This is a genomic window from Psychrosphaera sp. HA2-10, from assembly GCF_055693745.1.
The window spans coordinates 2,373,292-2,388,603 of sequence record NZ_CM146341.1; the positions used below are offsets into that span (position 1 = coordinate 2,373,292).

The 15,312-nt window shown below is 40.1% G+C and carries 12 protein-coding genes; 8 read left to right on the forward strand and 4 right to left on the reverse strand.

All coding sequences use genetic code 11. The features are described from left to right. The first annotated feature begins 9 nt into the window (after positions 1-9). From hpf to ACZ1GV_RS10880, 6 genes are all read left to right on the forward strand, one after another. Complete coding sequence (hpf, locus tag ACZ1GV_RS10855) at positions 10-297, forward strand: ribosome hibernation promoting factor (RefSeq protein ID WP_210561295.1); 288 nt, start codon at positions 10-12, stop codon at positions 295-297. A gap of 91 nt (positions 298-388) precedes the next feature. Beyond that, positions 389-838: a PTS IIA-like nitrogen regulatory protein PtsN gene (ptsN, locus tag ACZ1GV_RS10860; RefSeq protein ID WP_472674178.1), complete on the forward strand. Its 450-nt coding sequence runs from the start codon at positions 389-391 to the stop codon at positions 836-838. A 2-nt stretch (positions 839-840) separates the two neighbouring features. Then, positions 841-1,701: an RNase adapter RapZ gene (gene rapZ / locus ACZ1GV_RS10865; RefSeq protein ID WP_210561288.1), complete on the forward strand. Its 861-nt coding sequence runs from the start codon at positions 841-843 to the stop codon at positions 1,699-1,701. 13 nt (positions 1,702-1,714) lie between these two features. Continuing rightward, positions 1,715-1,984, forward strand: a complete 270-nt coding sequence (locus ACZ1GV_RS10870; RefSeq protein WP_472674179.1) for an HPr family phosphocarrier protein — start codon at positions 1,715-1,717, stop codon at positions 1,982-1,984. Positions 1,985-2,083: 99 nt separating this feature from the next. Then, a complete protein-coding gene (gene mgtE / locus ACZ1GV_RS10875; protein ID WP_210561284.1) occupies positions 2,084-3,439 on the forward strand; it encodes a magnesium transporter in 1,356 nt (451 codons plus the stop codon). 56 nt (positions 3,440-3,495) lie between these two features. Further along, positions 3,496-4,344: a CvfB family protein gene (locus ACZ1GV_RS10880; RefSeq protein WP_472674180.1), complete on the forward strand. Its 849-nt coding sequence runs from the start codon at positions 3,496-3,498 to the stop codon at positions 4,342-4,344. A gap of 137 nt (positions 4,345-4,481) precedes the next feature. Here ACZ1GV_RS10880 and pmbA read toward each other — a convergent pair whose 3' ends face one another. After that, positions 4,482-5,825, reverse strand: coding sequence for a metalloprotease PmbA (pmbA, locus tag ACZ1GV_RS10885; protein WP_472674181.1), 1,344 nt, complete (start codon positions 5,823-5,825; stop codon positions 4,482-4,484). An 88-nt stretch (positions 5,826-5,913) separates the two neighbouring features. Here pmbA and yjgA point away from each other — a divergent pair, with 88 nt between their 5' ends. Then, positions 5,914-6,429 carry a ribosome biogenesis factor YjgA gene (gene yjgA / locus ACZ1GV_RS10890; protein ID WP_472674182.1) on the forward strand — a complete coding sequence of 172 codons (516 nt, stop codon included), beginning with the start codon at positions 5,914-5,916 and terminating at the stop codon, positions 6,427-6,429. A gap of 10 nt (positions 6,430-6,439) precedes the next feature. Then, a complete protein-coding gene (locus ACZ1GV_RS10895; RefSeq protein ID WP_472674183.1) occupies positions 6,440-8,935 on the forward strand; it encodes an Ig-like protein, group 1 in 2,496 nt (831 codons plus the stop codon). Positions 8,936-9,032: 97 nt separating this feature from the next. Here the strand turns inward: ACZ1GV_RS10895 and tldD are convergent, their stop codons facing one another. From tldD to ACZ1GV_RS10910, 3 genes are read right to left on the reverse strand one after another with little or no spacing between them, the layout of a single operon-like run. Further along, complete coding sequence (gene tldD / locus ACZ1GV_RS10900) at positions 9,033-10,472, reverse strand: metalloprotease TldD (RefSeq protein WP_472674184.1); 1,440 nt, start codon at positions 10,470-10,472, stop codon at positions 9,033-9,035. Between the two features lie 33 nt (positions 10,473-10,505). Further along, positions 10,506-11,327: a carbon-nitrogen hydrolase family protein gene (locus tag ACZ1GV_RS10905; protein WP_472674185.1), complete on the reverse strand. Its 822-nt coding sequence runs from the start codon at positions 11,325-11,327 to the stop codon at positions 10,506-10,508. A 2-nt stretch (positions 11,328-11,329) separates the two neighbouring features. Further along, the gene (locus ACZ1GV_RS10910; protein ID WP_472674186.1) at positions 11,330-15,292 is read right to left on the reverse strand and encodes a YhdP family protein; all 3,963 of its coding nucleotides are present in this window, start codon (positions 15,290-15,292) and stop codon (positions 11,330-11,332) included. Positions 15,293-15,312: the final 20 nt, after the last annotated feature.

The following is a 15,312-nucleotide window of genomic DNA, read 5'->3' on the forward strand; positions in this document are numbered from 1 at the left end:
GAAGTGCATATGCAAATTAATTTAACTTGTCGTCATGTCGATGCAACAGAGTCTTTAAAAGAGTATGTTGATACGAAATTTGCAAAGTTAGAACGTCATTTTGACCATATTAATAACGTCCACGTGATTTTAGACGTTGAGAAACTCAACCAAAAAGCAGAAGCAACCATGCACGTAAATGGTGGTGAACTATTTGCGGCATCCGAGCATACTGATATGTATGCTGCAATTGATTCCTTAATTGATAAACTTGACCGTCAAGTAATTAAACATAAAGAAAAGTTAACTAGACATTAACTCTTTTTATTAATTTTAAAGCGCCATGGACGGTGCTTTTAACCAATCTTTTGAGATTTAAATCAAAAGAGTAAAGCAGTAAAAGATAACCATGAATGTAAAGCTACTCCTGCGACCTGAGTGCACAAAAGTGCTGACAGATTGCCAAAGCAAGAAAAAGATCCTCGAACACATCGCAGAGATCGCGAGTACAAAATTACCAGATCTCACTTGCACAGATATACTCTCGAGTTTGATGAATCGAGAAAAGTTGGGAAGCACAGGAATAGGAAATGGCGTTGCTATTCCTCATGGAAAAATAAAACCAAATGAAAGCCCAGTGGCGGTATTAATTGTTATCCACCCTGGCATTGATTACGATGCAATAGACAATAGACCAGTTGACGTATTTTTTGCGTTACTCGTTCCCGAAGATCAGTGTGATGTGCATTTAAATACGTTAGCATCAATCGCAGAGATTTTTGATAATAAAGAAATGCTTCGTAAAATAAGAAGCGCCGAAACTGATAATGATCTTTACCAAATAATTGAAGCTGCTTAATCATGCATATATTTATCGTTAGTGGCCGTTCAGGCTCAGGGAAGACTGTCGTATTAAGAGTACTAGAGGATCTAGGCTACTATTGCGTAGATAATTTACCGGTTAATCTATTACCTGCATTATCACACTCCTTATCTAAAAATTATCCTCAAGTTGCCGTCAGTATTGACGTTAGAAACTTACCCAGCTCTGAACAAGAGTTAATGGATAATTTAGATTTCTTACCTAAAGGCGTAAAGACGACCGTTCTATATATAGATGCTAAAGATGACGTATTAATTCGTCGCTATAGTGAAACAAGACGCCTACACCCTTTAACCAAAGGTGATGCGTCATTACCTGATGCAATCGCACAGGAGAGTAAGCTTTTAGATGGGTTATCGTCTAGAGCAGATTTATATATTGATACCTCGGATTTAAATGTTCATCAACTAACCGAGATGGTGAGAGAAAAGATATTAGGGAAGTCTGATAAAGAACTTATTATTACGTTCGAGTCCTTCGGTTTTAAATATGGTGTACCAAATGATATCGATTTTGTATTTGACGCTCGATTTCTACCAAACCCTCATTGGGAACCAGAGCTTAGAGCATTAACCGGTTTAGACTTACCTGTGAAAGATTTTTTCTCTAGTCAACCACTTGTGAATAAATTCATATTTCAAATCAATAACTTTATGTCCACCTGGCTACCTCACTTAGAGCGTAATAATCGTAGTTATTTAACGATCGCAATAGGCTGCACCGGAGGAAAGCATAGGTCTGTATATATTGCTGAAACGCTAGCTGAGCAATTCCGTTCTCGTGGAAAAAATGTAAAAACTCGCCATCGAGAGATGAGCCGTTATTTAGAGCAACTGTAAGGTCACAACCCCAGTGTTATCACGAACAATTACAATCCAGAATAAGCTTGGGTTACATGCAAGGGCTGCGACGAAATTGGCGCAACTCGCCTTACAATTTGATGCAAAAGTTCAAATACAACAAGGTGATAAAACCGCCAGTGCGGATAGCGTCATGGGCTTACTAATGCTTGCAAGTAATCAAGGTAAAGAGATACACGTTACCGCAACTGGGAGCGATGAAAAGCAAGCTCTCGAAGCTATTTGTGAACTTATTTCTAATCGTTTTGATGAATCTGAATAACTAATTATCTCGCTACAAAAACAACCAGTTACTATCATAAAACGCTAATCTAAGTTAGACTTGTGCACAAGGTAAACAACAGAAACCTACGCTCAAGAAATGCCAGAACTACTAGAACAAGAATATACAATTCCTATTAATGAACTTAATACTGCCATCAGTGACGGTATGTTTGTTCGTGTGCGGAATATGCTTGATTCTATGGCCGCAAATGACATTGCACTGTTGTTACATTCTTCTCCTCCAAAAAGTCGTGCCGTTATTTGGCAACTCATTGACAGTAGTATTCAAGGCGACGTTTTAGAAGAGCTTTCCGATGAAGTTCGTAATCCAATATTACGAGCAATGGAACCGGAAAGAGTTGCTGAGGCTGCTACTAATCTTGACGACGATGACTTTTCAGAAGTACTAAGAAGTATGCCCGATGCTGTTTATCGTCGAGTGCTGAAGAGCATGGATAAACAAGATCAAGCGCGCGCAGAGAGAGTGATGTCATATGAAGAAGACTCTGCAGCGGCACTAATGAATACCGATACAGTAACGGTTCGTCCCGATGTGACCGTTGACGTAATATTGCGATATTTGCGATTAAAAGAGTCTTTACCTGAAAATACCGATTACCTTTATGTAGTCGATAAGCAAGATCATTTTATTGGTGAAGTATCTTTGTCGGCACTTGTTACCTCTAATCCTAGTAAACTGATATCAGAAGTAATGGAAACCGACTTCGAAGTGATTCCTGCATCTATGCACGAGTCCGAAGTGGCAACCTTATTCGAACGTTATGATTGGATGACGGCCCCCGTAATTGACGAGCATGGTTTGTTGTTGGGCCGAATTACTATTGATGATGTTGTAGATATTATTCGTGAAGACGCTGAGCACTCCATGTTAAGCATGGCGGGTCTTGACGATGAAGCCGACACTTTTGCTCCAGTATTAGACAGTACCCGAAAGCGTTCATTGTGGCTTGGCGTAAACCTATTCACAGCATTACTCGCCGCTTTTGTATCAAGCTTATTTGAAACAACACTTGATGAATTGGCGTTTTTAGCAGTATTAAACACCATAGTCCCCAGTATGGGCGGTGTAGCGGGTAGCCAAACCCTAACCTTGGTTATTCGTGGTATGGCGGTAGGTCACGTTACAGATTCAAACTCTAGATGGTTGCTCGGTAAAGAGCTTGCTATCGGTTTCCTAAATGGTCTTATTTGGGCTGTATTGATTGCAGGTGTTGTTGCCATATGGAAGCAGGACTTAATGCTTGGTGGCGTACTCGCATTTGCTATGCTCATGAACCTAGTTGCAGCTGGCTTATCTGGCGTATTAATTCCACTTGCATTAAAACGCATGAACATAGACCCAGCTTTAGCAGGTAGTGTTATACTTACCACAGTGACCGACATAGTCGGCATATTTGCATTCTTAGGCACGGCGACTTGGTTGTTATTGTAACCTCGTTTAATTAGTAATTAGTCGCGATGCCTTCTCAGTAAAATTGGAAAAATTAAATGATTGAAGTTGGAAAAACCAACACCTTCCCTATCTCAAAAATCGTCGACTTTGGTGTTTTTGTGGATGCTGGAAATGGCGACGAGCTACTAATACCCCGTAAGCACGCTCCTAAAGACGCAAATGAAGGCGATGAAGTAACAGTTTTTGTTTATCTTGACTCGGAAGATAGACCTATCGCCACGACACAAAAGCCTAAAGTTGAAGTAGGCCAATTTGCTTATTTAAAAGTAACTGATGTAACCCGCGTTGGGGCATTTGTTGATTGGGGATTAGATAAAGAACTACTCGTTCCTTATGGTGAACAGCACAGGCCGATGGAAGTGGGTGAACGTTATTTAGTCTATGTATATTTAGATGACTTAGATCAGCGCCCTACTGCCTCATCAAAAATTGATAAATTTGTAAAAGACGAAAACGAAGGTACGTTTAAACCTGAACAGCAAGTCGACTTAATTATCGCCAATAGCACAGATTTAGGCTACAAAGCTATTATCAACCATAGTCATTGGGGTTTGTTATTTAAACAAGATGTTTTTCAACGACTTAGTTTTGGTCAAACTAAAAAAGGATTTGTAAAACAAATTCGCCCAGATGGTCGTATCAACTTAAGCCTACAAGGTGGACAAGTTACTCGAGATAAATACTCAAAGATCATCATGGAGTTTTTGAAAAAAGAAGGCGGTTTCGCGGCCGTTCACGACAAATCTAAGCCTGAAGTTATCTCCAAGTTATTTGGTATGAGTAAAGCGGCCTTTAAAAAGGCAATTGGCGGTCTCTACAAGTCTGGCGATATAGTTATTGAAAAAACTGGTATTCGTTTAGTAGAAAAAGAGTCTGGTGAATAGCAAAACTAATCGAACTTAATAAAAAAAAGGAAGCCTAGGCTTCCTTTTTTATTCGCTATATTACTGCGTTAGTTAATGTATAAATAACAGTCAATTTAGCTTAGCTCTCTCAAAACTATTAGCCTAAAAAACCGTATTTAGTTACCCGCAATTTTCATGTTCTCAATTAATACTGAACCAGTTTGAACAGCACCACGACGCTCAACGTCGCCGCCTATAGCAACAATTTGTTTAAACATAGTTGCTAAATTGCCGGCAATTGTCACTTCGGATACTGGATACTGAATTTCACCGTTCTCAACCCAAAAACCCGCTGCGCCACGACTGTAATCGCCGGTAACTGTATTAACACCCTGACCCATAAGCTCAGTCACTAATAAACCTTTATCCATTTTTTTGAGCATTGATGCTAAATCTGGATCGGTTTGACTGATAAACCAATTGTGGATACCACCAGCATGACCTGTCGTTTGCATCCCCATCTTCCGAGCAGAGTATCCAGTTAACAGATAAGTAGTAAGTACACCAGCCTCAATGATATTTCTATCCTTTGTTGCTACCCCTTCTGAATCGAATGGACTGCTTGCCAGGCCTCTAAGCACATGAGGCCGCTCTTCAATGGTTAAAAAGTCAGGCAAGATTTTTGTATCTATGCTGTCCATTAAAAACGATGAATTCCGATACAAGCTACCACCACTAATTGCAGAGACTAAGTGGCCAAATAGTGTAGACGCAACTTCAGCATGAAATAATACTGGTACTTGGCAAGTATCTAGCTTTCTGGCATTAAGCCTTTCAATTGCAGCTTTTGCAGCTTTGTTGCCAACAACTGAAGCCGCATCCATTTCTTCAAATACACGATCAACTGTGTAGGCATAATCACGCTGCATTTCATCGCCAGACTCAGCAATTACAGAGCAACTTAAACTATGGCGACTGCTTGGGTAACCTTCAATAAAACCATGCGAATTACCATAAACTTTAAAACCTTGGTATGACGATAATGACGCCCCGTCTGAATTTGTGATTCTAGGATCCGTCTCAAAAGCTGTTTTTTCAGCTTCTAAACAAAAAGTTATGGCTTCTTCTGGTGAAATTTCATAAGGATGACATAGGTCTAAATCTGGGATGTCAGTCGCCATTAATTCAGACTCAACAAGCCCTGAATATGGATCTTCGTTGGTATATTTAGCAATATCAATAGCCGCTTTAACCGTTCTTTCTAATGCTTCGTGACTTAAATCGGCGGTTGAGGCTGATCCTTTATGTTGACCAACATAAACGGTAATGCCTAATGCGCCCTCTTGGTTAAACTCAATATTTTCTAATTCTTGGCAACGGCTAGAAACCGAAATACCCTTCGATTTACTGATCACAGCTTCTGTTGAAGTTGCACCATGTTGCTTGCTCAAGTCTATCAAATCGGCAATTGCAGTTTTCACTTCACTGATTTGTTGAAAAATGTCGCTATTATTCGTCATAAAGGCTCAAAAATACTGGTTAAATTTGTCACTTGAGCATACCATAAATCTATATATTCGTTTATCAAATTCTAATGATCCTATTGTTATGACAAAACCATACTATTTAATGCCTGATGATGAAAATTACATCAGTAAATCAGAAATAAAACAAGAAGCAAAAGACTTACGCATTTTCGCTGAAAAGCTCGTTAAGTTATCGAAGTCTCAGCGTCAAAAGCTAACCGCAAGCGACGAATTACTTGATGCATTTAAGCTTGCCGATAAAATTTCTACCAAACCGGATGCTTTACGCAGACATATGCAATTTATGGCAAAGTTGCTTAGAGACGAAGCTCTTGATACTTTAAAGCTTGAGTATCAGAAGCTTACTACTCCTGGACAAGCAAATGATGCTCAAATGCAAAAGATCGAACGTCTAAGAGAAGCCCTAATTAACAAAGGTGACGACGCCATTAATGATCTTTTAGAGCAGGCTCCAACGTTAGAACGTCAAAGAGTTAGACAGTTGACACGTCAGGCTAAAAAAGAAGTAGAAAAAGAAAAACCAGGAAAAAATTATAAAGAGTTATTTCAGTATATAAAAGACGGACTTAGCAGTTAGGAGCTTTGCAGTGAACTACTTAAATCAACAAGGATCATTCTTTAAAAAGGTTTGGTTTTCTATCGCATTATTGGCAACACTTTTTTTAAGTGGCTGTAACGGTCACAAAGAAGAGGTTGTAAGTGAACAGACGGTAACTGGAACTGAAGCGACGTTGAGCATTGCGGTAAGAGATGCACTGAACAACGAAACCAATAGTTTTACTACCGGAAATATCGCCTCCATTGTTGTATCGTTAAATGATTTAAGTGGCGCGGCAATTAGTGGTCAACAAATTAGTTTCTCTACTAGTTCTGGTAATTTATCGTCAAACTCTAGGCTAACTTCAACAGACGGTACAACCACTGTTTCGTTAAATACTTCTGACCTAACTTCTGGTGTTGTGGTGGTAACAGCAAGTACGGTCGTAAACGATGAAACTTTAACTATCGATACAGCATTTGAAGTGCTTTCCGCTACAACGGGAAATGTTCAGTCGCCATCACTTTCTGTTACCCTAAAACGCAATGGTGAATCAGTAAATCGCTTTAAAGTTAATGAAGCTGCCCAACTAGGTGTAATTCTTACCGATGAAAACGGCGCTCCAATTGCAGATACTATTGTTAGTTTTACGGCTGAGCTAGGTTCATTAAATGCTAATACAGCATTAACAACAGCAAGTGGCCTAGCCGAAGTAGAATTAACTGGAACTGAAAGTGATTTAGGTGCTGCACTTGCAACAATCTCAGCAACAATCAACGATATTACGTATGCAGATACAATAGCTTACGAAATAGTCTCTGCCGACGCATTAGAAGAATCTAGCACCGTTTTCTTTGGCTCATTTGACGATGCAGGCAACTTTGTAGAAGGTGAAATTAAATCATCGCTATCCGATGCTAACGGCGTTACCAGTATAAGTGCTGGCGGCACCTTGGGCTTATCAGTATCTTTGGTCGATGAAAACTTTAATCCAATCACAACGGCAACATCTGTGTCGTTTACATCTACGTGTGCTAGCAATAGTGATGCTACATTAGATGCAAATGCAACAACAATAAATGGCGCTGCAACTTCAACATATCAAGATATTAGCTGTGCCGGTGCACAAGGTAATGTAGATACAATTGTCGCGACAGTTAGAGTAAACTCTGCTGACCTTACCGCAACTAAACAGATCACTCTATTGCCAGAAAGCTTAGGTTCAGTAGAGTTTGTTTCTGCTTCACCATCATCTATTGTACTTAAGGGTACTGGCGGTCAAGGTAAGCAGGAAACTTCAACGCTGACTTTTTTAGTGAAAGGCCAATTAGGCAATCCTTTAAGCCAACAACCGGTGGCGTTTTCATTAAATACTGAAGTAGGTGGGTTAGCTTTAGCTTCAAATTCAGGTGTTACTAACAATGATGGATTAGTAAGTGCTAAGGTTATAGCAGGTTCAGTACCAACCGTAGTTCGAGTCACTGCTTCAACTACAAACTCTAGTGGTGAAACTATTGCGACTCAGTCTGATCTCCTGTCTGTTAACACTGGCCTTCCGGATCAAAACTCATTAACTCTGTCACTATCGACAATAAACCCAGAAGCACGAAATATTACTGGAACCGAAGTAACTGTAAGAGCTTACTTAGCCGATAGCTTTAATAACCCAGTTCCAGATGGCACAACAGTTAACTTTACAACTGAAGGTGGCGCTATTGAGCCATCTTGTACAACCGTTGAAGGAAACTGTGCGGTCACTTGGACTTCTCAAGAACCTTACCCAGATAATCACCGCGTTACAATTCTAGCCACTGCAGAAGGCCATGAGTACTTTGTGGATGTAAACGGTAATAACATCTACGACACCGCTGACGGTTTGAGTGCGAATAGCTCCATCTTAAGTATTAATGAAATCAAGTCTGGCCTTGTCCGTATTAGTCCGCTATCAGGTGGATTTATTGATATGCCAGAAGCATGGCGTGATGATAATGAGAACTACGTTCGTGACACAGGTGAATTATTTATTGATTCAAACAATAGTGGCGATTACACAATTGAAGACAGCTTATTTAATGGCCCTCAGTGCCAAAGCGGCTGTGCAACCGGTAAGTTTTCCACGATTCGTAAAGCACGTGTTTTGATTACATCAAGTTCTGCTGCGTTTTACCGAGTACTTGATAGTACTGATACCGTCTTGTCTAGTAATTATGACAACACTGCGACAAACGCTGAGATTAGTATTCTTCGAGGCGCATCAAATCAGTTTACACTCGAGATGTCCGATTCACAGCTACAAGTGCTACCGCAAAATACTAACATCACTATCGCGTCTTCAGTTGGAGAGCTTGTTGGTGGCGGCAATGTTGTAATTGCAAACACAGTTGGATCATCAAACCCATCAGTTCCGGGTACAACGTTTATAACGTTTTCTGTTATTAACAATTTAGTATCTGATGATGATCCTGTTACTGGTGCACTGACATTCAGCGCAACGACACCATCAGGCCGAGTTACATCAGGCACTATAATAGTAAACCTGCTGTAACTTTTACCACATTGCTATTTCCATATAAAAAGCCAGCAGTTAAGCTGGCTTTTTTATTTAGATAATTTACGTCTAATCGCAGGCAGTAAAGCTGAACTTAGTTAGTACCACCTACCGTCATCGCATCTAGCTTTAACGTTGGCTGGCCAACACCTACAGGGATGCTTTGACCATCTTTACCACAAACTCCAACGCCTTTATCTAAGGCTAAGTCATTGCCTACCATTGATACTTGCGACATTGCATCTGGGCCATTACCAATTAAGGTAGCACCTTTTACCGGCTTAGTAATTTTTCCGTTTTCAATTAAATAAGCTTCTGACGCTGAAAATACAAACTTACCCGACGTGATATCAACTTGGCCACCGGCAAAGTTGTTTGCGTAAATACCATAATCAACGCTAGCAATAATGTCTTCAGGTGTGCTTTGTCCTGGCAACATATAAGTATTTGTCATACGAGGCATCGGCATATGCGCAAAAGATTCACGACGTCCATTACCAGTCGCTGGCACACCCATCAAACGAGCGTTAAGCTTGTCCTGCATATACGATTTCAACACGCCGTTTTCAATAAGAACATTGTATTGAGCCGGTACACCTTCATCGTCAATATTTAACGAGCCACGTAATCCATTTAATGTGCCATCATCAACGATAGTACAAAGCTCTGACGCGACTGATTCACCAATCTTACCGCTGTAATTACTTGAACCTTTGCGGTTAAAGTCACCTTCTAAACCATGACCTACCGCTTCATGTAATAACACTCCAGGCCAACCATTGCCCAGCACCACAGGCATTGTACCTGCTGGCGCTTCAATAGCTTCTAAGTTGACCGTTGCCATATGAATCGCTTCGTCAGCGATAGCTTGATAGCGAATTTTTCCGTCAATTAACTCCAAGAAAAAACCATAGTCTGTTCGAGCACCTGCACCGGCACCGCCTCGTTCTTTTCGACCGTCTTTTTCTAATACAACCGAGCAGTTTAAACGAATTAAAGGTCGAATATCCGTACCCCAAGTTCCATCACTGGCAGCAACAAGTACTTGTTCATATACACCACTCATACTCACTACGATATTTTTTGCTAATGGCGATTGTTGGCGAATATAACTGTCAACACTCTTAAGAAGTTCCACCTTATCTTGGTTTGACATTTTTTCTAATGGCTGACAAGGCATGATGATTTCTTTAGCTTGCGCTGTGGTAAATACCTGCTGTTTGGCATTCGCACCGGCCCCTGCAATACTTCTCGCTGTTTTAGCAGCTTCAGTAATTGCATCAAAGTTAACTTGGTCTGAATATGATAATCCAGTTTTTTCACCGCTTACTGCTCGAATGCCAACACCTTGTTCGATGTTATAACTGCCGTCTTTGATAATGCCATCTTCCATTACCCAAGATTCATGAAAACTTCCTTGAAAATATAAATCTGCGTAGTCTAGTTGATGCTCCAACAACATAGATAGACCGTCATAAACACTTTGCTGTGTTAGGCCATTCGCTGCTAATAATTGTTCTTCAACTTGATTCAAAATAGATCCTATTGTCGTGATAATGTCGTTTGATTATTTCAAACGAGCTTGAAATTTATTATGGTTAAATACTGGCATGTTTTTTCTAATTTCATGCATTTTATTCGCGTCGAGCTCTGCGCCAAATAAACCATTATTGCGCGCAGCATTTACTAACACCTCACCCCAAGGTGAAACCACCATACTATGTCCATACGTTTCCCGGCCGTTTTGGTGCACACCGTTTTGATTTGCAGCGACCATATAAACTTGATTTTCAATTGCGCGAGCCTGTAAAAGAGGCAACCAGTGCGCACTTCCGGTACGTTCAGTGAAAGCGCTTGGTAAAACTATGGTATCTGCACCTAAACGCCTTAATGCTTGAAACAAGCCCGGAAAGCGCAAATCATAACAAATAGCTAATCCAACCTTGCCCCACGGCGTATCAAACACAGCGAGCTTATTACCAGGTACTGTTGAATCTGATTCTCGGTAACTGCCAGTGCGGTCTGCTACAACCACATCAAACAGGTGTATTTTTTGGTAATCACTAATGAGTTGGCCATCAGGTGCGAAAACTAAAGAAGACGCCATAAATTTATCTGGGTTAGCTGAGTTTGTCGGAAATGAGCCTGCAACCAAATAAATTTGAAATTCTTTTGCAATTTCGCTCAACTTAATTTGAACTTTTCCGTTACCAATTTTTTCAGCGAATCGTAAGTTTAAATTATCTTTTCCACCAAAGCAGGCAAAGCACTCAGGCAATACAACAAGGCTATTGGCAGGCGGGCGACTCTCTCTAAGCGAGTTAATAACAAAGTTAATATTGTCATCAATATCTGGTGTCGAGGTCATTTGTAATACAAACGCATTCATATCTATTGTCCCTCACCTGCTTTTTCGTCCGGCTTTTCAACAGGCTGTTGGTTAGGTTCAATCGGCTGTTGGTTAGGTTCAATCGGCTGTATCGGTCTTTGTGGCGGTCGCGGTATTGAAATAGTTTTAGTAAATCGTTTCACTTCTTGAACTTGCGGATCGGACAGGTTACCCGTTACTTTTAAACGCACCTCAGATACTACGTCAGCTTTTTCTATAATTTTATCAATCGCGATACCGGCTAATAGTGATAAACCTGCAGAACCAGGTGCCAACCACGCGGCTATTACCGGAATACTTGAACTAATTTTTGGTTTAAAGGTAACGTCATAATCTAATATACTTTGGTTTAGATTAGTAAACCCGCGCATGTTCATGTTACCTGCAACGCCATCCATACGAATATCTTCGGTGTATACAACGCCACTTTCTACTAGCAGTGACCCTTTGATATCGTTGTAAAACAAGCCTTTTTGGAATACATCGTTAAAGTCGAACTTAAGCTTTCGATATAACGAATTTAAACTAAACAGGGAAAAAATCCGTGCACCTTTATCACTAATTTCAGATAAGTAACCCTCACCTAACTCAAACGATAACTCACCGTTTAACGACGAAAACTCAAAGTCTTGTGGTGCACCATTCCAACTTAAAGCAAGTTTAGATTTTAAGTCACTTTGTTTAATACCTGAGTTAAAGCCCCAATCTAACATCCAAGGACCAAAATAACGTGAATATATATCTCCCGTTACTGTTGTTTTGCCTGGACCTTCGTTTCCGGCCCATATTCCCGTTAACGACACCTTATTTCGTTCATATTCCATTTCGGCTCTTTCTATAAATAGAGAACCATCTCGCGTGAATGTGTTTAGGCTTATCTTGCCAAGAGGCTTATCGTTGTAAGTACATTTTTGGCAGACTACATTTAATGCTGGTATTCCATTAATCAATTTTTTGGAGTTAACAGTTGGTGTTGAAACTTTTTCACCCTCTACAGGCGTATTTTTAATGTGTAAATAGTCTGCATTGATTGTCAAACCGTCTAGGTCAATTTGATTTGGCACTAACACTTTTGCGTCTACATCTTTTCCAACCGCATGAAATAGCCAATCGTCATTATTTGGCTGAGCGGTCAGTGCAATGTTCTGCCATCGCTGACCAAAGATAGAGACATTATCGAATTGACCTTTAATTAACTGAGGTGGATCCATAAAAGATCCTGATTCTTCGCCACCAGAAGGCAATGAATCAAGTAAATCCATTACAAAAGATAAAGTTGGATCAAACTCAATATTTGGTAGTTTTATATCTATGTTAAATCCTGCTTCAGGCAACAATAAACTTGCGACTTGATCGTGCTCACCTATCGCTAAAATAGCTTGCTCCATTCGTCCTGAAATAGCTGGAATAACACCCATAAACTTAAGATCATTGGCTAAGTCGATATAAACATCGTTGCTGTTTGCGTCACCTAGAACCGAAATATTAATTGTTGCTGGCTCACCTTTCGATTTATTAAGTGGACCCGTTAGACGGTAACTTGCGTTACTGAGATCAACATTAGCATCAACAAAATACTGATAATCGTCGCCCTCTTCAATGTTAACTGCGAGCGCTAAACTAGAATTAAGTTCACCATCAAAATAGTTAGCGATAGGCCCGTTAATCTGCGCGGCCAATTGCTGGTGCTGCCATGTTGCATCAACTTGTCCGTCAATCTTGTAACCACCATTACCATCGCTACCTGTAACATTAAAAGCAATAGGTAAATCAAACCATAGGCCCGTGGCATCGGAAATTGAGAATGCATCATTTTCAAAAGAAACCACTGAAGTAAGATTTTTTATATCTAGGTTAATACTTGGTAAAGCTAATCCAGCATCCTTCGTGATGACATTACCTTTTGCAACAAACTCAGGTATTACACCCAACTCATTTGGTGTATCACTTAACGGAATAGACAAGTGAACCTTTGCGTCACCGCTGCCGTCTAGCTGAACAAAGTCAAAAACATCGCCTAAGATCTCTGCTAATGGTGTTGTTTTTACCAGGGTATGAAATTTTGAAAAAGCCAAATTATTTGGGTTAATATCGAGTTCAAGAACGGTACTTTGAGCGGCTAAGTCAATTTTAGCGTGGACATTATTATTTACTGTCAAAGGGCCTATTTCGCCATCCTTTGCATCAATAAACATATCCATTTTATCAACTGTTAAAATTGCATTTAAATCAACAAGCGCTGGCCATTCCTCGTCAAACTCAAATAATGTATCTGCCAATTCGGCTCTAACAACAAACGTACCGGTCGAATTAGTATCTGAAAATGGAATATCCGCAGGGTCACCATCAATAATAACTTGTGTTAGTTTTCCTTGGCCTGCCTGAATTGATCTTATTAAATAATCGTATGTATCTTTGCCGATCAGATATTTAGGCAGATAGTTTGGTATTTGCCCTGTTTTTGGCCCTTCAACCTCTGCATAAACTTTTAAATGACTCTCATCAAACATTAAAAATTCAGCCGTCGCGCGAATAAGAATATCGTCGTTTACTAATTTAATTTTAGGAAGCCAAACTTCAACGCCAGTATCTAACACTCTAATATCAGTGACCATTTCTAGAGTTTCGTAGCCGAATGGTTTTGCAAAAGTATCCTTTGTCTCTAATTGGCCAAAAGCACCGGTTAACGAAAAGCGACCAACGTTGCCTTTCCATGCACCTTTTAAGTCTAAATCATTAAGACCTAAGTAGGCTGAGTTTGGTGAGGACTCTGGTAAAAAAGAAAAGTCTTTAACATCAATCGATGCCATCATTGGCGCATCGTCGGGCCAGGCAATGTGCAACGAGCGAACATCGCCATTTACATTTGTATCTGCTAACAAACTTGTTTCTTTAGTGGCGGAAAAAAGCGAGAACAGCTGTGTAATGGTATTTAAGTCGACGTTATTTGCAATTAGCTCTGTCTGGTTCTTTTTACGCAGTAAATTTAAATCAAACGGATCCGGTTCTTGCTGTTCGGTTTTTAACTTTATTTCATTTGCCACTAACGCCCAATCACTTGTACGTTGTTGCCACTTTAATGTTGCTTCATCGATAAATAGTTTTTTAGGTTGCTTTTGTTTTTGCCAGCGAACGCCGGTGTTTTTGACATCCACCAAAACTTGTTTTACTAACCCATCACTTACATCGCCCCAAAGTTGGAAATTACCCTCTGTCGAAGTCACAGAAATATGCTCACCGATGAACTGTGTAAGCCAAGGTGTAATATCAACCTGTTGCGCTTCTAGATATATCATGCCAAAAATTTCGCTTCGGCGTTGGCCGTACAAATCCATTCTTATTGACAAAGAGTTATCAGAAAATCCATCTATATAGACATCGCCCTGACCACGGTGTCGATTGCCTTCATTAAGCCATGATAAATAATCGATTTGAAAAGTTTGATTTTGACCGCTTTGATGACGAACAATAATAGTACTGTCGGTGACTTGGAATTGTTGAATTTGCGCTAGAAATAAATGACTTAAGCCTTCAAAAAGTTGCGAGCCTTGCGACTGCGGACGAACTTTAAAAAATACGTCACTGTTGATATAGGTGTTTATACCGTTAAGTTGGAAAGTACCGGTGACTAGACGCTGCTCTTGCAAAGAGCGCCAAAAGTCGATGCTCACTTTGGTTTCCATGATAGTAATGTCAAGTGGGGCATCTTCAGTCGCGGATAAGGACAACTCGTTAAGAACAATAGCTGGGCCTAATTGTTGCCAGCTAGCACCAATACTACCAATGGTTACATTCGCGTTAAAGTTGGTAAATAAATACGTTTCGATGTTGTTTTTGTAGTTATCGGCGTAGGGTAAAAACACCTTTAACAAACTGATTATAACAGCGAGCACAAGCACCGCAGTGGCAAATAATACCCACACGGTTTTTATACTTCTTAATAATAGTTTTTTTAACAACGCCATTCTCACAATTAGTCTGACAA